This is a genomic window from Bacillus sp. EKM208B (genome assembly GCF_011800725.1).
In the GTDB taxonomy this organism is placed as follows: Bacteria; Bacillota; Bacilli; order Bacillales; family Bacillaceae; genus Bacillus; species Bacillus velezensis.
This window is the reverse complement of the sequence record NZ_JAANHO010000003.1, coordinates 441,816-459,980: the sequence shown is the minus strand read 5'-3', so window position 1 is coordinate 459,980 and position 18,165 is coordinate 441,816. Positions and strand designations below refer to the sequence as shown.

Annotated in this window: 19 protein-coding genes, 1 riboswitch and 1 other annotated feature; of the genes, 6 read left to right on the top strand and 13 right to left on the bottom strand. The window is 47.9% G+C overall.

What is annotated here, in order from left to right:
* Positions 1 to 44 precede the first annotated feature (44 nt).
* Positions 45 to 2,333, top strand: coding sequence for a 5-methyltetrahydropteroyltriglutamate--homocysteine S-methyltransferase (gene metE, locus G9F75_RS07945; protein WP_167409031.1), 2,289 nt, complete (start codon positions 45 to 47; stop codon positions 2,331 to 2,333).
* Between the two features lie 48 nt (positions 2,334 to 2,381).
* On the opposite strand, the gene yeiL is transcribed toward metE, so the two are convergent.
* Complete coding sequence (gene yeiL / locus G9F75_RS07940) at positions 2,382 to 3,053, bottom strand: transcriptional regulator YeiL (protein ID WP_029973055.1); 672 nt, start codon at positions 3,051 to 3,053, stop codon at positions 2,382 to 2,384.
* An 81-nt stretch (positions 3,054 to 3,134) separates the two neighbouring features.
* Between yeiL and G9F75_RS07935 the strand changes: the two genes are divergently transcribed.
* A complete protein-coding gene (locus tag G9F75_RS07935) occupies positions 3,135 to 4,319 on the top strand; it encodes an MFS transporter (protein WP_167409030.1) in 1,185 nt (394 codons plus the stop codon).
* Positions 4,320 to 4,558: 239 nt separating this feature from the next.
* Positions 4,559 to 6,352: a collagen-like protein gene (locus G9F75_RS07930; protein ID WP_167409029.1), complete on the top strand. Its 1,794-nt coding sequence runs from the start codon at positions 4,559 to 4,561 to the stop codon at positions 6,350 to 6,352.
* 21 nt (positions 6,353 to 6,373) lie between these two features.
* On the opposite strand, the gene G9F75_RS07925 is transcribed toward G9F75_RS07930, so the two are convergent.
* From G9F75_RS07925 to ohrB, 4 genes are all read right to left on the bottom strand, one after another.
* Complete coding sequence (locus G9F75_RS07925; RefSeq protein WP_021493801.1) at positions 6,374 to 7,501, bottom strand: glycosyltransferase; 1,128 nt, start codon at positions 7,499 to 7,501, stop codon at positions 6,374 to 6,376.
* A 4-nt stretch (positions 7,502 to 7,505) separates the two neighbouring features.
* Positions 7,506 to 7,970 (bottom strand): hypothetical protein, encoded by a 465-nt coding sequence (locus G9F75_RS07920; protein WP_017417627.1) that lies wholly within the window; start codon positions 7,968 to 7,970, stop codon positions 7,506 to 7,508.
* A 21-nt stretch (positions 7,971 to 7,991) separates the two neighbouring features.
* A complete protein-coding gene (locus tag G9F75_RS19965; protein WP_221414859.1) occupies positions 7,992 to 8,579 on the bottom strand; it encodes an alpha-helical endospore appendage domain-containing protein in 588 nt (195 codons plus the stop codon).
* A 140-nt stretch (positions 8,580 to 8,719) separates the two neighbouring features.
* Positions 8,720 to 9,130, bottom strand: a complete 411-nt coding sequence (gene ohrB / locus G9F75_RS07910; protein ID WP_003154758.1) for an organic hydroperoxide resistance protein OhrB — start codon at positions 9,128 to 9,130, stop codon at positions 8,720 to 8,722.
* A gap of 73 nt (positions 9,131 to 9,203) precedes the next feature.
* On the opposite strand from ohrB, the gene G9F75_RS07905 reads away from it, so the two are divergent.
* Positions 9,204 to 9,713 (top strand): MarR family winged helix-turn-helix transcriptional regulator, encoded by a 510-nt coding sequence (locus tag G9F75_RS07905; protein ID WP_014417547.1) that lies wholly within the window; start codon positions 9,204 to 9,206, stop codon positions 9,711 to 9,713.
* 27 nt (positions 9,714 to 9,740) lie between these two features.
* Here the strand turns inward: G9F75_RS07905 and G9F75_RS07900 are convergent, their stop codons facing one another.
* The 8 genes from G9F75_RS07900 to G9F75_RS07865 form a co-directional block, all read right to left on the bottom strand.
* Complete coding sequence (locus tag G9F75_RS07900) at positions 9,741 to 10,166, bottom strand: organic hydroperoxide resistance protein (RefSeq protein WP_007610880.1); 426 nt, start codon at positions 10,164 to 10,166, stop codon at positions 9,741 to 9,743.
* Positions 10,167 to 10,279: 113 nt separating this feature from the next.
* On the bottom strand, positions 10,280 to 11,527 hold the full coding sequence (proA, locus tag G9F75_RS07895) for a glutamate-5-semialdehyde dehydrogenase (protein ID WP_012117384.1): 1,248 nt from the start codon (positions 11,525 to 11,527) through the stop codon (positions 10,280 to 10,282).
* Positions 11,524 to 12,636 (bottom strand): glutamate 5-kinase, encoded by a 1,113-nt coding sequence (gene proB / locus G9F75_RS07890; protein WP_032863785.1) that lies wholly within the window; start codon positions 12,634 to 12,636, stop codon positions 11,524 to 11,526. Before proB ends, proA begins: the two co-directional genes overlap by 4 nt.
* Before the next feature lie 69 nt (positions 12,637 to 12,705).
* Positions 12,706 to 12,919 (bottom strand) — a binding site (T-box leader).
* Positions 12,920 to 13,005: 86 nt separating this feature from the next.
* A complete protein-coding gene (purU, locus tag G9F75_RS07885) occupies positions 13,006 to 13,908 on the bottom strand; it encodes a formyltetrahydrofolate deformylase (protein ID WP_003154764.1) in 903 nt (300 codons plus the stop codon).
* A gap of 74 nt (positions 13,909 to 13,982) precedes the next feature.
* Positions 13,983 to 14,297, bottom strand: a complete 315-nt coding sequence (locus G9F75_RS07880; RefSeq protein ID WP_007407235.1) for a DMT family transporter — start codon at positions 14,295 to 14,297, stop codon at positions 13,983 to 13,985.
* A complete protein-coding gene (locus tag G9F75_RS07875) occupies positions 14,297 to 14,635 on the bottom strand; it encodes a DMT family transporter (RefSeq protein ID WP_007407236.1) in 339 nt (112 codons plus the stop codon). The genes G9F75_RS07880 and G9F75_RS07875 overlap by 1 nt, the downstream gene beginning before the upstream one ends.
* A gap of 66 nt (positions 14,636 to 14,701) precedes the next feature.
* Positions 14,702 to 14,810, bottom strand: a riboswitch (guanidine-I (ykkC/yxkD leader).
* A 12-nt stretch (positions 14,811 to 14,822) separates the two neighbouring features.
* Positions 14,823 to 15,368: a GNAT family N-acetyltransferase gene (locus tag G9F75_RS07870; protein ID WP_167409028.1), complete on the bottom strand. Its 546-nt coding sequence runs from the start codon at positions 15,366 to 15,368 to the stop codon at positions 14,823 to 14,825.
* A gap of 99 nt (positions 15,369 to 15,467) precedes the next feature.
* Entirely contained in the window at positions 15,468 to 15,986 is a 519-nt protein-coding gene (locus G9F75_RS07865; protein WP_021493808.1) for an acyl-CoA thioesterase, read from the bottom strand.
* 189 nt (positions 15,987 to 16,175) lie between these two features.
* Between G9F75_RS07865 and G9F75_RS07860 the strand changes: the two genes are divergently transcribed.
* Both G9F75_RS07860 and G9F75_RS07855 read left to right on the top strand, forming a co-directional pair.
* Positions 16,176 to 17,036: a dimethylarginine dimethylaminohydrolase family protein gene (locus tag G9F75_RS07860; RefSeq protein WP_154817620.1), complete on the top strand. Its 861-nt coding sequence runs from the start codon at positions 16,176 to 16,178 to the stop codon at positions 17,034 to 17,036.
* Positions 17,037 to 17,106: 70 nt separating this feature from the next.
* Complete coding sequence (locus G9F75_RS07855) at positions 17,107 to 18,156, top strand: lactonase family protein (protein WP_021493810.1); 1,050 nt, start codon at positions 17,107 to 17,109, stop codon at positions 18,154 to 18,156.
* Positions 18,157 to 18,165 lie beyond the last annotated feature (9 nt).

Here is an 18,165-nt window from a genome sequence, read left to right as displayed (position 1 = left end):
GAAAGGGGCTTTTTTGTTACATCTCACTTAAAGGAGGAAACTTAATGACAACAATCAAAACTTCGAACCTCGGTTTTCCGAGAATCGGCTTGAACAGAGAATGGAAAAAAGCGCTTGAGGCTTATTGGAAAGGAAACACTGACAAAGAAACGTTTCTTAAAGAACTTGACGGTTTATTCTTATCAGCTGTCAAAACACAGCTTGACCAACATATCGATATCGTGCCGGTCTCTGATTTCACCCATTATGACCATATGCTTGATACAGCCGTCAGCTTTAACTGGATTCCGGAAAGATTCCGCAGCATCACGGATCCCGTTGATACATACTTTGCGATTGCCCGCGGTGTAAAAGACGCCGTTTCCAGTGAAATGACGAAATGGTTTAATACCAACTACCATTACATCGTTCCTGAATATGACGAAAGCATTGAATTCCGTCTGACGAGAAACAAACAGCTTGATGACTACCGCCGGATCAAAGAAGAATTCGGAGCGGAAACGAAACCTGTCATTGTCGGTCCGTACACATTTGTCACGCTTGCGAAAGGATACGAAGAATCAGAAGCGAAAGCGATTCAAAAACGCCTTGTTCCTCTTTATGTGCAGCTGCTGAAAGAGCTTGAAGCTGAAGGCGTCAAATGGGTTCAGATCGATGAGCCGGCCCTTGTGACAGCTTCTTCTGAAGACGTCCGTGCCGCCAAAGACCTCTATGAAGCGATCACAAAAGAGCTTTCAGGACTGAATGTTCTCCTGCAGATATACTTTGATTCGGTTGATGCATATGAAGAACTCGTTTCTTATCCCGTACAGGGAATCGGGCTTGACTTCGTGCATGATAAAGGCAGAAACCTTGAGCAGCTGAAAAAGCACGGCTTCCCGAAAGATAAAGTGCTGGCAGCCGGTGTGATCGACGGCCGCAACATTTGGAAAATCGATGTTGAAGAACGCCTTGATGCGGCTCTGGATATCCTCAGCCATGCTGACGTTGAGGAGTTATGGATTCAGCCTTCAAGCAGCCTTCTGCACGTGCCGGTGGCAAAACACCCTGACGAGCATCTTGAAAAGGATTTGCTGAACGGCCTGTCATACGCTAAAGAAAAACTGGCGGAACTCGGCGTCTTAAAAGAAGGGCTTCTGTCCGGAAAAGCGGCCGTCAGTGAGCAGATCGAAGAATCAAAAGCGGCACTCAAGGCTTTAAAAGCATTCGCAACAGGAGCGAACTCAGCTCAAAAAGAAGAGCTGAATCAGCTGACGGAAAAAGATTTCTCCCGTCCCGCAAGCTTTGAAGAACGATTGGCGCTGCAAAATGAATCACTCGGTCTTCCCCTTCTGCCGACGACGACAATCGGAAGCTTCCCTCAATCTGCCGAGGTGCGGAGCGCACGGCAAAAATGGCGGAAAAAAGATTGGACGGATGAACAGTACCAAGCCTTTATTAATGCGGAAACGAAGCGCTGGGTTGACATTCAGGAAGAAATCGGCTTAGACGTGCTCGTTCACGGAGAATTTGAGCGGACGGACATGGTCGAATACTTCGGTGAAAAACTGGCTGGGTTCGCCTTTACGAAATATGCATGGGTGCAGTCTTACGGTTCACGTTGCGTACGTCCGCCTGTCATTTTCGGAGATGTCGAATTTATCGAACCGATGACGGTAAAAGATACGGTCTACGCCCAATCGCTGACGGAAAAACACATGAAAGGCATGCTGACGGGACCTGTCACCATCTTAAACTGGTCATTCCCGCGTGTGGATATTTCAAGAAAAGAAATCGCCTTCCAGATCGGGCTTGCCCTCAGAAAAGAAGTAAAAGCGCTTGAAGATGCCGGTATCCAAATTATCCAAGTGGATGAACCCGCGCTCCGCGAAGGACTGCCGTTAAAAACGCAGGATTGGGATGAATATTTAACTTGGGCCGCAGAAGCATTCCGATTAACGACGTCTTCTGTGCAAAATGAGACGCAGATTCATACGCATATGTGTTACAGCAACTTTGAAGATATCGTAGATACGATCAATGATCTTGACGCGGATGTCATTACAATCGAACACAGCAGAAGCCACGGAGGATTTTTAGAATACTTGAAAGAACATCCTTACGTGAAAGGCCTCGGACTCGGTGTATACGACATTCACAGCCCGCGTGTGCCGGCAACTGAAGAAATCTATCAAATTATTGATGACGCGCTTGAAGTGTGTCCGACTGACCGCTTCTGGGTAAACCCGGACTGCGGACTGAAAACAAGACAGCAGGAAGAAACCGTTGCGGCATTAAAAAATATGGTCGACGCCGCGAAACAGGCACGAAAAAAACAAGCTCAGCTTGTATAAAAAAAACAGCCATCCGCAAATTGCGGGTGGCTGTTTTTTCTGGGCGTGCTACTTATTCTTCAGCGCTTCTGCAAGTTCATATAATGAATCATGCTGCTTAATTTGATAGCCCCGCCCTTCTTTTTGCAAATACCCTTTTTGGCAGAATTGCGTCAGCACATGCAAGAGATGACGGTAAGATACACCCAAATAATCACAGACCGTTACGTGCTTCTCTTTATAAACCCCTTCATAAGCCGTCTGCAAAATAAAATCAGCAAGCCGGTTTTCAAGCGGGAACGCCAGACTTTGTGAATATTTCGAAGCCATAAGCGTTGCCTTAGCACTTAAAAACTTAGCCAATTCACGCAGGAATTTCGCATCCTGCAGCAATTGCGCGCGGCAGCGGTAAATAGGCAGAGCAAAACAAACAGTCTTCGCTGAGGCTTGAATTCCTTTTGTGTAATACACTTCATGTAATAGTTCCATCTCTCCGATGTAATCATTTTTGTTGATAAAATTAATTAAAGAAACTTTCCCGTTTTGATGGGTTACATATATTTTCGCTTTTCCTTCAATCACGTAAAACAGGAAGTCAGGCCTCCTGCCCTCTTGAATCATCCATTCGTCCCGCTCATATTCGCGCACTTCCATAAACTTTTCAGCGGGGAAAGAGAATAAATGCGCGATTGAGTGTTTTTCTAACTGATGCCGCTTTTTCTCGCCTTTATAAATTTCCATCGTCCACCCCAAAAATATGAGATATCTCATATTGTCTTTATGTCTTTACATGATAACATGCCAATTAAAGGAGGAACGGGAATGAAAGCATATCGCTGGATGAGTCTGCATTTTTTTAGTTTTTTTATGACATGGGGTGTTTTTCTGCCCTATTGGACGGGATGGATGGTGCATATAAAAGGGGTTTCCGTATCCGAAGCCAGTTTCATTATGAGCCTGGGCTTGGCGGCAAGAGGGATTTCCACATTATTTTTCTTCCCTTATTTATCAGGAAAATTCAGCAGCAAAGCCTTATTAAACGGCGCCAGAATCGGGACGCTTCTCGCACTTTTATGTTATATTTCCGCTGATTCTTTTCAAAGCCTGCTTCTTGTCACATTAGTGCTGCATGTGTTTTACCCTGCTTTAATGCCTGCTTTAGACAGCGCTTGCGGCGTCCTTGTACAGCATAACGAATTAAAGGCTTATGGGACAAGCCGCCAGTGGGGGTCCGCGGGTTTTGTTTCAGCCGGCGTCATCCTGTCCGTCTTTACAGGTATATTCGGAGATCAAGCGATTTTATGGGCACTGCTTTTGGGCACCCTGATATTCGCATGTCTCAGCTTTATGCATGCGCCAGCTGTTCTTTCAAAACGGCCGGAAACAGACCGCGCAAGAAAAGAGGGTATGTTTGCCTTATTCCGCATCAAATATTTCGGTCTGGTGCTCGCAATCGTTATCTTACTGCAAGCGGCACATGCATCTTACTACAATTACGGTTATCTCTTTTTGCAGGAAATCGATGCGCCCGCATATGCCATCGGAATCATCATCAACATCGCCGTTATCGCGGAGATTATCTTCTTTGCAATCGCTGACCGATACTTTCATCAATTTACGGCAGGCTCTTTGCTCGCCTTGGCGGCGCTTGGTGCTACCGTACGCTGGATACTCGTATTTGCCTTTCCGCATGTCATCATTTTCTGTATTGCGCAGACGCTGCATGCCTGTTCATTCGCGATGGGACACTATGCATTTATGAAATACTTAATTAAGAATATTTCACCGGCGCAAATCCCGAAAGCCCAAGGCATATATTCAGCGCTTGCTCTCAGCTGGAGCACTGCGGTATTTACTATTTTCGGAGGTTTTTTATATGAAATTGAACCCCGGTATGCCTTTATCGGAATGATTGTTTGTACGATCCCATCCATGCTTCTCGCCCTTTTATACAGAAAACTTGAAATGAAAAAGAGAGTTTTTGCTGGAAACGCTCAAGATATGTAGCCATCGCTTTATAGACGATCACATGTCCCGCTGTCATTTTGACCGATTTGCGAATGCTGTGCGATGTATTTTCTCTATATTTAAAGTATTTCCTTCATATATGATGAATTTAATGCGGGAATTCGTTCAGAAACTTGGACAGAGTCAGTGAATATACTGATACAGTACTGCTTACGCTTATTTCGGGGAACTTTGTTCGTAATAAAATGATTTTCAGCCAACTCATAAGGAGGGACATTGTGTCACAGCCTAATTTGCCTAATATCACCCCTGTCGTTACACTTTCCAGAGACGATACCATTAACCTTCTTCTTTCGTCAATTGCTATGGAAGAGCTGGGAATGGCACATATTCTGAATGCGGAAGGGGAAAAAATCCAATACGCGCTCGGAACGATTCCCGGATTAACAGGGCCCCCGTCAAGTCTTGCGGATATTCTGAACCTGAATGAGAGCGTCCGGGATACGCTTGACAGCTTAATGAAACAGGAGCTTCTTCTCGGTTCAAAATTGGACAGTATCTCAAATATCCCTACACTGGCGGGACCGACTGGTGCTACGGGGCCGACGGGACCAGCCGGAGGGCCCGCAGGACCTACGGGAGCAATCGGCCCGGCCGGAGCGACAGGGCCAACCGGACCGACCGGGCCGACGGGGGTCACCGGTGCGGGTCTTCAAGGGATTGTTGCTTTTAATCCGCTGATTGCTCCCACTTATACACCCGGACAGGTTGTATTGTATAACGGAAGCTCCTATGTCGTGAACACACCTTCGCCGGCAGGGATTCCGGATACGTCTGCCGATTATACGCTTTTAGCTGCCGCAGGATCAACCGGGCCGATCGGACCAACAGGCGCTACAGGAGCCGGATTGACAGGATTGACAGATTTTGATCCCGCTGCTGCACCTTTTTATACAGCGGGGCAGGTTGTATTGTATGAGGGTGCTTCTTATGTCGTAAATATCAATAACCCTTCAGGCATTCCCGGGACATCGCCGGATTATACACTGCTTGCCGCCGCGGGGCCGACAGGGCCGACAGGGGTCACGGGCGCCGGACTGCAAGGCATCGTACCGTTTGATCCCCTCGCCGCCGCTGCCTATACCGCCGGACAGCCAGTTACTTTCAACGGCAGCTCTTACGTCGCAAACGTAAACAGCCCGGCGGGAACCCCTGGAGCCTCAGCTGACTATACACTTTTAGCTGCGGCGGGAATCACCGGCGCTACTGGCGGCACCGGACCGACCGGAAGCACCGGCGCTACTGGCGAAAACGGACCGACCGGAAGCACCGGCGCTACTGGCGGCACCGGACCGACCGGATTTACCGGTGCTACTGGCGTTACCGGACCGACCGGATTTACCGGCGCTACTGGCGGCACCGGACCGACCGGAAGCACCGGCGCTACTGGCGACACCGGACCGACCGGAAGCACCGGCGCTACTGGCGTTACTGGACCGACCGGAAGCACCGGCGCTATTGGCGAAACCGGACCGACCGGATTTACCGGTGCTACTGGCGTTACCGGACCGACTGGAATTACCGGCGCTACTGGCGACACCGGACCGACTGGAAGCACTGGCGCTACTGGCGGCACCGGACCGACCGGAAGCACCGGAACAAGTCTGACAGCAACTTCCGGCTATGCAAGCAATACGGGCGGCGGTGTTGTCGCAGTTATTGTCGGCGGCACGACCATTTCTTTACCGAATGAACAAAACCTTTCGGCGGATATAACGGCTAATGCCGCAAATACCGTATTCACCGTTGCTCCGGCGGGACGTTACTATATCTCCTACCATATTAATTTAACGGCCGGCTTGCTTGTAAGTTCGCGTATTTTAATCAACGGCACTCCTCCTGCAAGTTCGATTATCGCCCCGGTCGCGTCTTTGGCAAACTTTAATAACTCCTTTATTGTGACTTTGCCAGCAGGCAGCACCATCCAGCTTCAGCTGTTCGGATTATTGGGTGCGGCCACATTGCTTGGAGGAAGCGTCGGTGCAGCTTTAAACATTATTCGATTATCTTAATGAAACATGCAAAAAAAAGGATCAGGCGTTTGTCCGCTGATCCTTTTTTAATTGAGACAGAAGCTCTTGCGCGGGTTTAAATTGAGGATTGAACTTCACGGATTTTTTGGCGTAAGCGATGGCCGTCATATCATGGTTTAATTCAGCATGGCATTTCGCCATATAATAAAAAGCTCTGAAATCGGCGGCACCTTTTAAAATTAAGTGATCAGCGTTTTCTCCTTCAACCTGCGTTCCGTTTTCAAATGCTTTGATTGCCGCTCTGTACTTTTCCAAATGATATAATACAAGGCCTTTATAATAATGAAGATTGCTGTAATCAGGATATAGCTTGAGCACTTTTTCAATCCCTTGTTCGGCTTCTTCATACCGTTTGAGCTCAAGCAATATTGTATATTTCAAATAATACAGGAGAGACGGAGGCATTCGTTTTTCGCTTAAAAATTGAAAAATTGAGCCGTTGACAAGATGTAATGCTTTTTCATAGTCTTTTATTCTGTAGCATTCACTTGCCAAATGATAGACAAGCCACGGATCAGGGTTTTCCTCTGAAAGCTCTTCATTTAAAATGCTGATATTCCGTTTATGTTTTTGCTTGATCTTTTCTTCCTGCTCCAAGTAGCCGTAGTGATGAATCACACATGGGAGCGTGAAAAAAGCATTGTTTTCTTCCTCATTGGAAGCCGAGATATTCTCGTGAATTCTGCCTTGATACAGAAGGCCGTTATGATTGCGGAACAGTCTCGGCTGCATGCTTTCAAACGCTTCGTTTTCATCGAGCTGCTTCCCCGTATAATTGATGATTTTCAAAAGGCCCCGGCTCGGTAATCCGTCATGAAGCAGCGAAGTTAAAAAGCGGCCCGTCTCCTGATCGAGCTCTTCATCCGCGTCAAGCATTAAAATCCAATCCCCTTCGGCATGCTGCAGGGCGTAATTTCTGGCCTTTGCGAAATCATTCTCCCATTCGAAATCAAACACTCTTGCCTGAAAGCTTTTGCAGATATCTTTTGTATTATCTTGTGATCCGGTGTCTGCGATGACGATCTCATCAACGATGTCTTGTACACTTGATAAACAACGGGAGATGTATCTCTCCTCGTTTTTCACAATCATGCAAAGAGTCAGTTTACATTCAGCATTTCCGCTCATTTTCTCACCTTTCCCGATTTTGGAGTTGTTGATTGAACCAAGGCCGTTCAGGAGTGCCGTTCATCGTTATGATGACAGGCCGCACCCATCTGACGGCAGGTTCGGCAGTTGATTCTGCATCCCATTCCTGAAGCTGCCTGACAGCCCGCTTCGTAATGGGATGCGCCCGGAATTCGCGCGGGCTTTCAAAAATGAATTTTTTCGTTCGTTCCGTCACTGTCTTCATTTCATGAAAGTGCCGCTCATACATCTGCTTCTGCTCTTCTTCCAGGCTGACCATTAAAAACAGACGGCCGCCAGTTTCCATCTGCCAGCGGCACAATGCGGAGAACAGCCTGATTTCTTCTTTGTAATCTGAATCCCTTCTTTTATCCACGGTCACAGATAATATATTTAACAGCGCAATCGTGAGGCAATGCATGGCTTCAAAAGATGTCTGTTTCGCTTTTGAGATGCTTGGATACGGCATATGCTTCACCCGTCTCTTTTTTTATGAACGCTCCCCGCCTTTTTTCTTCCAACCGCAGTCCTCACAATCCCCGCACTCACAGCAGCCAATGCGGCCGTAAAACAGGCCGTCACACGGATCTTCAGGATGCGGATTCGGAAAGCACGGGTCGCATGGATCTTCCGGATCTTCCGGATCATCCGGATCACTGGGATCGTCCGGATTCCACGGGTCATCAGGATCGCCCGGATCACTCGGATTACTTGGGTCGTCCGGATTCCACGGGTCATCAGGATCGCCCGGATTACTCGGATTGCTTGGGTCGTCCGGGTCCATACAGGCTTCAGAATCCTGTAAGAAGATAATGTCCTCAAGCTTCGTCTGCAAAAGGAGTTGTGATTTCATGACGGTGCGCAGGAGCCGTTCAGTGCTTCTATTGATTGATGACAATTCCTCCAAGGAGGGATCGCCGGAAGCGCCGAGAAACATTTGAATCCTTTCCGCTTCCGCCTGCAGAATATGGGATAGTCCGATTTCTTCCATAGCCACGGATGAAAGAAGGAGGTTCAGGGTCTCACATCTGGAGAGTGTAATGTCGGGGGTGATGTTCGGTATGTTTGGAAGAGACATCGATTTCTCCCTCTTTTCTCTTGGTGTCATTATGCAAAAGTGCTATATCGTATTCTTATTCCGGGAGAGAAGAGATCATTACTGATGTTTTCGTTAATAAAATATCCCGGATATAAAATCCGGGATATTCGTTCGTTGATTTATTTTAATTCAAGTTTGACGTCTACATTTCCTCTTGTTGCTTTTGAATACGGACAGAACTCGTGAGCGGCGTGCACTAGCTTCTCCGCCGTTTCTTTGTCAAGATCTTTTGTATCAATGACGAGCGTTACGCCGATTTTGTAACCTCCGTCACTCTCATCTTTTAAAAGGCTGACCTGTCCTTCAATTTCAGAGGTCATGTCGATTTTTTGTTTTTGGGCGGCAAGCTCAAGCGCTCCCCCGAAGCAGGCAGCATACCCTGCCGCAAAGAGCTGTTCAGGGTTTGTGCCGGTTTCTCCGTCTTTTTTTGCATTCGGCATGATGATGTCAAAATCCAGCACCCCGTCTTCGGATTTAATATGTCCTGCTCGTCCGCCGACTGCGGTCGCTTTTGAAGTAAATAATGCCATTATTATCAGCCTCCTCATTGTACTTACTGTATATATTGCCCCTGCTCATATTTTTAAACATGAGGAATAGGAAATGGACCGTTTTTCGGCTACAATAGGGGTAACGTTAACAAACAAAGAGTTGGTGAAAGAAGTAATGGCAGAAAAAGATTTTGAACATATGAAACTGGAGAATCAGCTTTGTTTTTTGCTGTACGCAAGCTCAAGGGAAATGACGAAACGGTACAAACCGCTGCTTGATAAGCTCAACGTAACTTATCCCCAGTATTTGGCGCTGCTTTTATTATGGGAGCACGAAGAACTGAATGTGAAACGGATGGGTGAGCTTTTGTACCTGGATTCCGGAACGCTGACACCGATGCTGAAACGGATGGAGCAGCACGGAATCATCATGAGAAAGCGGTCGGCTGAAGACGAGCGATCCGTGACGATCAGGCTCACAGATGAAGGACGGGCCTTGCAGAAAACAGCGGCGGATATTCCCATTGCCATGCTGGAACAGACGGGACGGTCAAAAGAGGAATTAAAGCAGTTAAAGCAGTCGCTTTATGAGGTTTTGAATACGCTGCACGGCAAAAAATAAGGATGCCCCAAATGGGCATCCTTATTTTTATTCTGCTGCCAGAAGCTTCACTTCAATATTTCCCGCTGTCGCTTTTGAATACGGGCAGACACCGTGCGCTTTTTGAATAAGGGCTTCAAGCTCCTGTTTATCAATGCCGGATGCTTTGACCTCAAGCGTAACGCCTAGTTTATATCCTTGGTCTGCTTCATCTTTCAGCAGACTGACATGCGCAGTGACCTCTGTTTCAATACTCAGACGCTCTTTTCTCGCTACGAGCTGAAGAGCGCTGTCAAAGCAGGCTGAATATCCTGCGGCAAACAGCTGCTCAGGGTTTGTGGCATGTTCGAGCTTTTTTGCTCTTGGCGTTCCCGGCATGGCAACATCAAGATTCAGCACTCCGTCAGAAGACGTGACTTTCCCTTCACGTCCGCCGGCGGCTGATACGGTTGCAGTAAATAATGGTTTTGTCATGTGAATTCACCTCTATTATATTGTGTGCAATTTAATCTTACACAATATAATAGAAACCGTCAATCTTTCCGCATAAAAAAAGCCTACCCTTTTTGAAGGATAAGCTTAAAAGATTATACGCGGATTTGTCCGTTTCCTTTGATGATGATTTTTGTAGATGTTAACGCCGGAAGCCCCATTGGCCCTCTCGCGTGAAGCTTTTGCGTGCTGATGCCGATTTCGGCTCCGTATCCGAATTCAAAACCGTCCGTAAACCGGGTTGAAGCATTATGATACACGGCGGCGGCGTCAACGGCGGTCTGGAAGTAAGCCGCATGCTCGGCGTTCTCCGTCAGAATGGCTTCTGAATGGTTTGTGCCGTACTGCTGAATGTGGCGGACCGCCTCCTGTACGTCCTGCACCGTTTTCACACTGAGAATCGGCGCCAGGTACTCCGCTCCCCAATCGGCTTCTTCTGCTTGTTTCGCTTGAGGCTCCAGTCTGCAAATCACCTGGTCTCCTCGGAGCTCCACCCCTTTTTCTGTCAGCTGATTCAGCAGCTTTCGTCCGTGTTCTTCGGCCCATTTTTCATGAATCAAAAGAGATTCAATCGCGTTGCAGACCGAAGGACGCTGTGTTTTGGCATTGATGACGACCTCGCTTGCCATTTGAGGATCTGCTGACTCATCTATGTACACGTGGCAATTGCCCGCTCCGGTTTCTAAAACGGGTACGGTTGATTCCCTGACCACAAGATCAATTAAATTTTTACCGCCGCGCGGGATCAATACATCCAGCCCGTCATTTAATGTAAAGAGCTGTTTGGCGGTTTCTTTGCTTGTATCTTCTATGAGCTGAACGGCATCAATCGGAAGCTTTGACAGCCCCAGTGCGCGTTTCATCACACTGACAAGCGCTATGTTGCTGTGGATGGCGGAAGAACTTCCTCTGAGCACAACCGCGTTTCCGGTTTTCAGGCAGAGTGTGGCCGCGTCTACGGTAACGTTCGGTCTGGCCTCATAGATCATGCCCACTACTCCGAGGGGCACGCGGATTTTTTCAATAGATAATCCATTCTCTTTTTGAATGGTCTCCAGCGATTCACCGACGGGATCTTCAAGACCGATTAATAGTTCCACGGCGTCCGCGATATCGAGCAGGCGTTTTTCATCAAGAGTCAGCCTGTCAATAATGTCAGGTGTCAGTCCTCTGTTCCGTCCCGCTTCAATATCTTTCTGATTCTCTGTTAAAATCAGCCGGCGTTCATTTCTGAGTCCGTCTGCAATACATTGGAGCGCTTCGTTTTTTTCAGCCGTCGTTTTCATGACCATTTCGGCAGCCGCTTCTTTTGCCAAAGCCGCTTTTTGCAATACTTCACTCATTTGTGTTCCCCCTCGTCAAATAAATTCACCCAATCATCTCTGTGAATCACTTCCACCTGCTTCGTTCCTGAAAGCTGGTCGCTCCGCTTCCCTTTGGCTTCTAAAATTTCATCGGATGAGTACTGCGTCTGCCCTTTGCCGATAATGCCGCCGGGCCCTCTGACTTCCACTACAGCCCCTTTCGGAAAACTGCCGCAGACATCGGCGACACCGGCCGGGAGGAGACTTGACCCGTTATGGATCATCGCCTGCTCCGCTCCCCCATCAATGATGATTTCCCCTGATATCGGAGAATGAAACATGATCCATTGCCGTGTATTATTCACTGAGGACAGGTCTTTATCGCCGATATAAGTGCCGTCGCCTTTTCCGTCTAAAATTCCCATCAGTTTTTCCCGTCCGGAGCCGGTTCCGATAAATACCTTCACCCCGAGCGACAATGCGGTCTGGGCGGCGAGAAGTTTTGACTTCATGCCTCCGGTGCCGACCTTTGAGCCTGCTGATCCGGCATACCCGAGCAATTCTGGCGTAATGTCATTCAGATAGTCGAACCGATTTGCGTCCGGGTTTTCATTCGGATTGGCATCGTACAGCCCGTTAATGTCTGTGAGAATCATTAATTGGTCTGCATGAATCAACCCGCTCACAAGCGCCGACAGCATGTCGTTATCACCGAACGTCAGCTCTTCGACTGATGTGGAATCATTCTCGTTAATAATCGGCACGACGCCACGCTCCAACAGTTCCATTACAGTGGCATAGGCATTTCTGTACCGCTCTCTTTTTGAGAAATCATTTCTTGTTAATAAAATTTGTGCCGGCGTCAGACCGTATCTTTTTAAATGGTCCATATATTGCTGCATTAAAAGCGTCTGGCCGACTGCGGCAGCGGCCTGCTTTCCTTTTATCGTAACGGGTCGCGACGGATAGCCGAGAGCGGAAAAACCCGCTGCCACCGCGCCTGAGGTAATGAGGATCACTTCATGCCCGTTTTCTTTTAATAAAGAAATGGCTTCCGTATGTTCCTTGATTTTTGCTTCATCAATACTTCCGTTACTGTTGGTGAGCGAGCTGCTCCCGATTTTCACAACAATTCTTTGTTTTTTCATCATTTCTCCTCCGTGGCAATCAATCCAAACCGGCTCTCGTCAATAAAAAAAGCCCATTCCGTCCTGAAAAATAAGGACGAAATGGGCTTTCCGTGGTACCACCTTGTTTGAACGCGTTTTTCACGCGTCCCGCTTTCCTGTAACGCCAGGTTATCGCGCCTGAGTTTTCCCCTCAGGACTCCAAGGCAGGTTCGGCAGGTTTCATGCGGCAAAATGTTTCAGCGGGCCATTTTGCTCTCTGTCACAGAAAGTTCTGCGTACTGATCCTCTTCAACGCTCAATGATTTTTTTATATTATGCAAAGAAAACAGGTTCTTGTCAAGACATTTTCATCCATAAAAAACAGTCCGCCTCCCCGGCGGACCGTCATTAATTAAATACAATCGTTTTGTTTCCGTGAACGATGACACGGTCTTCCAGATGCCATTTTACGGCTCTTGCCAACACGCTCCGCTCAATCGTTCTGCCGATATTCTTCAGATCCTCTGCGTGATCTCTGTGATCGACTCGTTCAATATCCTGTTCAATAATCGGCCCTTCGTCAAGATCGTCCGTCACATAGTGAGAAGTCGCGCCGATTAATTTCACTCCGCGCTCATAAGCCCGTTTATACGGATTAGCGCCGATAAAGGCCGGCAGAAATGAATGGTGGATGTTAATAATCCGATTCGGATGGGCAGATACAAAATCAGACGTCAAAATCTGCATGTAGCGGGCAAGAACGATCACATCAATCTTATACTGCTCCAGCAGCTCAAGCTGGCGCCGCTCCACTTCGGCGCGGATGTCTTTGTTAGCTTTCATGTAATGGAACGGAATATTCAGCGGTTCGACCACTTCTTTGGCCTCTTCGTGGTTGCTGATGACGACCGCAATTTCGGCCATCATATTGCCGCTTTGCCATTCCCAAATCAGTTCATGAAGGCAGTGCAGCTCCTTCGATACAAAGATCGCCACTCGCTTCAGCTCACTTGCCAGAGACAGGCTCCATGTCATGCCGAATGTCTGAGCGATTGAGGCGAACGCCTGCTGTAAGTCCTCTTTTTTCTCACGAATGCCCTTGCAGTCGAATTCGATCCTAAGAAAAAACCGTCCGCCTTCAGGGTCAGTCGTGTATTGATTTGATTCAATAATGTTTGCGCCATGTTCAAACAAAAACGCCGACACGGCCGATACAATTCCCGGCTGGTCGGGGCAGCTGACGAGCAGGCGCCCTTTTTCCTCATTCCCGCGGCGGTATTCTTTCAGCCGCTGTGTCATATATGAATTCATCTGTTTTAATCCCTCGTATCTTCATAATTCGTAACTTACTAATAGATTATACTGAAGATTTGATAAAAATCAATTTACGAAAGAATTTTCAGCCCTACGGCAGCGCATAAAATAAGCGCAATGAAAAAGATGCGCTTCGCATCCTTCTGCTCGCCGTAGAAAAGAATGCCGGCTAATGCTCCGCCCGCTGTGCCGATACCGGTCCAGATCGCATAGGCCGTGCCCATCGCGATCGTCTCCATCGCATAAGAAAGCAGGGAAAAAGAAGCCGCAAATCCGGCGATAATGAAAAGAATCCACTTGACTTTCTTTTCTTTTTGAAATTGATTCATTAAAATGACCCCGAGCATTTCACAAAGACCCGCGGCTATCAGGCTGATCCAATGCATTACGCCTTCTCCTCCTTCGTCTCAGGCTTATCCTGTGTGACCAGCTTTAATCCGATGACACCGATCAGCAAAACGCCGATCAGCACGATTTTCACCGGATCGGCCTGTTCTTTGAAAAGCAGGATTTCACTGAGCACGGTGCCCGCTGTCCCGAGCCCGGTAAAGACCGCATATACCGTTCCTACGGGCAGGCTGTCTGTCGCCTTGATTAATAGATAAAAACTGATAATGATTCCCGTAATCGTGCCGCTCCACGCCAGTGCCGAATCAGCATGTTTCAGGCCGGTGACCCACACCACTTCAAATACGGCCGCTATGACCACTAAACCCCATTTCATGTTCTTCACCCTTTCTGTATCCGGACAATACAAAAAAGCCCGGATAGTCGTCTCACATGAGATTGACTCTCCCGGGCTTTTTTCCCTCCGTGTGCATATGCGGGATATGTCCGCATATGTGTCTTCTCTCGGACCAGGCCATGTATGAACATGCGGAACCCTAGAAAACATGTCTGTTCGTATCATACTACATTTCGCCGAAACGTTCAACGTCAGATGTGATGTCAAAAACCGTCAGCTGCCTCTCCCATTTGGTAACGGTCTCACCGGGCACCATGCCGATTTTTTCCGCGACACGGACGGAGGCAGCGTTTTCCGGATCAATCAGCGCCGCTATGCGTCCGTATTGCTGCGTATGAAAACCGTAGTCCAGACAGGCGTTCGCCGCCTCTGTCGCATAGCCGCAGCCCCAGCGGCGGCGGGCAAACATATAGCCGATTTCCATCAAAGTGTTTCCGTTTACCGTCTGCGGAACGATTCCGCATTGACCGAGAAATGCGCCCGTCTCTTTATCCTCTGCGATCCAAAGACTGACGCCGTATCCTGCGGTCAATCGTTTGTTCCAGGCAATCCATTCCTTCGTTTCCCGTCTGCTTTTGAGAGAAGGATAATATTTCATGACCTCTCTGTCGGTAAACAGCCCGTACAAATTTTCTTCATCGTCATCCCGCATAGTCCGCAGACGGATACGCCCGGTTGTCAGGATGGTGCCGGAAGACTTATGTTTCATCATGCACGCCACGTCTCCTTTCCCTGTTATAGATTATGGATCCGGCAGGAAAAGTCCTTTCTCAGCATAAAAAAACCGCTTTTTTAAAAAGCGGTTTGACGATTACCAAGGTTTATCTGTTCCGAGCGCCTCGGCCAGGGCCTTGCTATGTTTTAAGCGGTTTTTTCGTTCTCCGGCGCGCTGAACTGCCGTATTGTGAAGCATGACTTCTTCCTCGGTTTCCGGCACGATCCGCGGAACGGGTACCGATTTCCCGTTTGAATCAAGCGCGACAAAGGTCAGAAACGACGTTGCCGCAAGCTCGCGTTCGCCCGTCATCAGATGCTCTTTAATGACTTTGACAAACACCTCCATAGACGATGTGCCGACCCATGTGACGTAAGATTCAAGGCATACGGAATCCTGTTGGCCGATGGGGCGCAAAAAATCTACAGAATCCATTGAGGCCGTGACTGTTTCACACCGGCAGTGGCGGGCCGCGGAAATTGAAGCGATATCATCAATGTAGCTCATCAGCTTTCCGCCAAACAGCGTATTGTGATTATTCGTATCAAGCGGAAAAACCCTGCTTGTTTTAACAACCCTTGTTTCTTTGCAAAATCTTGATTCTGGCAACTTCATATTATTTAAACTCCCCTTTGGTGTCTGGTCGTTTTGACTCATTCATCTGTACCCTATTAAACAATACTTTGACCGTTTTGTCTAAAATTTTAAATATTAAGTTGGTTAGATATTCTCTCAGAAATGTTTCATTATTCACCACATCCGGGAATAATAAACGCACATTGAATACCGATAGGAGGATATCACATGGACGTATCCATTCCCAAATCCACGCGGAAACCGGCTTGCCGCAGTGAGTTTGATGCTTTGCAGACAGTCATCTTATGCCGGCCGGAACACATGGCCATCAAGGATATTATTAACGGAACGCAGAAACATTTCAAACAAGAAAATATTAACATACCCGTTGCCCTCAAACAGCATAGTGAGTTTATTGACATTTTAAGATCTCATCAGATTGAAGTCGTCCTGCTGCCTGCCGATTCCGCATTGCCTGAGCAGGTATTCACCCGGGATATCGGATTTGTCTTAGGCGAGACGGCGTTTATTTCAAACATGGCGGCTTCAGTCCGGCAGGGAGAAGAAACAGTGTTTCAAGACCTGCTTGACAATAAGAAAATCCCTTATACGCGACTGAAAAAAGCGAACATTGAAGGCGGCGACATCTTGATCGCAGACGGCACCGTTTACGCCGGGCTGAGCAAGCGCACGGATAAAGCGGCTGTCCGGGAGCTGCAGGAGGCGCTGCCGGAGATGACGGTTGTGCCGATCCCTCTCAAGGAGGATTTCTTACATTTGGACTGTGTATTTAATATGATCTCGGAAACGGAAGCGCTATACTGCAAAAATGGCTTGCGGCAGAAAGAAATTGATCTTCTCACCGAACGTTTTGAGATGATAGAAGTGCCTGAAGAAGAGCAATTCACGCTCGGCCCGAATATCCTGTCAATCGGCAATCAGACAATTATCAGCCTGCCGCAGCACCGTCATACGAACCGCGAGCTCAGAAAAAGAGGTTATACGGTCATTGAAACCGAGTTTTCCGAAATTATTAAATCAGGCGGTTCCTTCCGCTGCTGCACCTTGCCGCTTGTCAGAACATCTTAAACATTTACAAGGCAGTTTCCTTCAAGATACGTTAATATAGAGAAGACAAGACTCTAAAGGGGGAAACCGAATGGCTAAGTACATAGGATACGCGGGAACATATACAAAAGGCGGAAGCGAAGGCATTTATTGTTTTGAACTTGATACAGAAGCGAAACGGCTCAGCCGGCCGAAGCTGGCAGCAAAGCTCGGCAACCCGACATACGTCACTCCGAATTCTGATAACAGCATGCTGTATTCCATTGAAAAGACAGACGGAAAAGGCGGCGTCGCAGCCTATCAGATTCATCAGAACAGCGGGGAATTAACTTTTGTGAACCATCAGCTGATTGAAGGCCCGTCTCCATGCCACGTCAGCATTGATGATAAACATGAATATGTGTTAACCGCTAATTACCACAGCGGAAAAGTGCACGCCTTTCCCGTCAATGAGGACGGAAGTCTGCGGGAGCCGGCTGCCGAAGCCGCTCATACGGGAACAGGTCCTCATGAAAGACAAGAGAAACCGCATACCCATTTCGCAGGCTATACACCTGAGCATAACTACATTGCAGCCGTCGATTTAGGGACGGATACGCTGTATACTTACCAAATGAAAAACGGTTCGCTCACAGAGGTGAAAACTCATTCTTTCGCACCGGGTTCAGGGCCGCGCCACATCGTTTTCCATCCGGCGGAAAAATACGCCTATGTCATGACGGAAATCAGTAATGAAGTCATCGCGCTTGAATACAACCCGACCTTAGGTGAATTCAGAGAGCTGCAGGTCATTTCCGCTTTGCCTGAAGGCTTTACGGACAAATCGCAAGGCAGCGCGATCCGCATATCTAAAGACGGCAGATTTCTTTATGCCGCCAACCGCGGACATGACAGCATCGCCATCTATAAGATCAACCAATATTCCGGTGAATTGTCTCTGATTGAATGGGTGCCGACAGAAGGAAACTGGCCGCGTGATTTCGCGTTTGACCCTTCCGAGACATTCCTTGTCGCGTCAAACGAAGAAACGGGAAATCTGGTTTTGTTTGAACGTGATCCGGAAACAGGCAAATTGACTCTGCTTCAATCTGACATTCCGGTTCCGTATCCGGTCTGCGTGTCATTTCTGCATCAGGTTTAATCAAAAAAG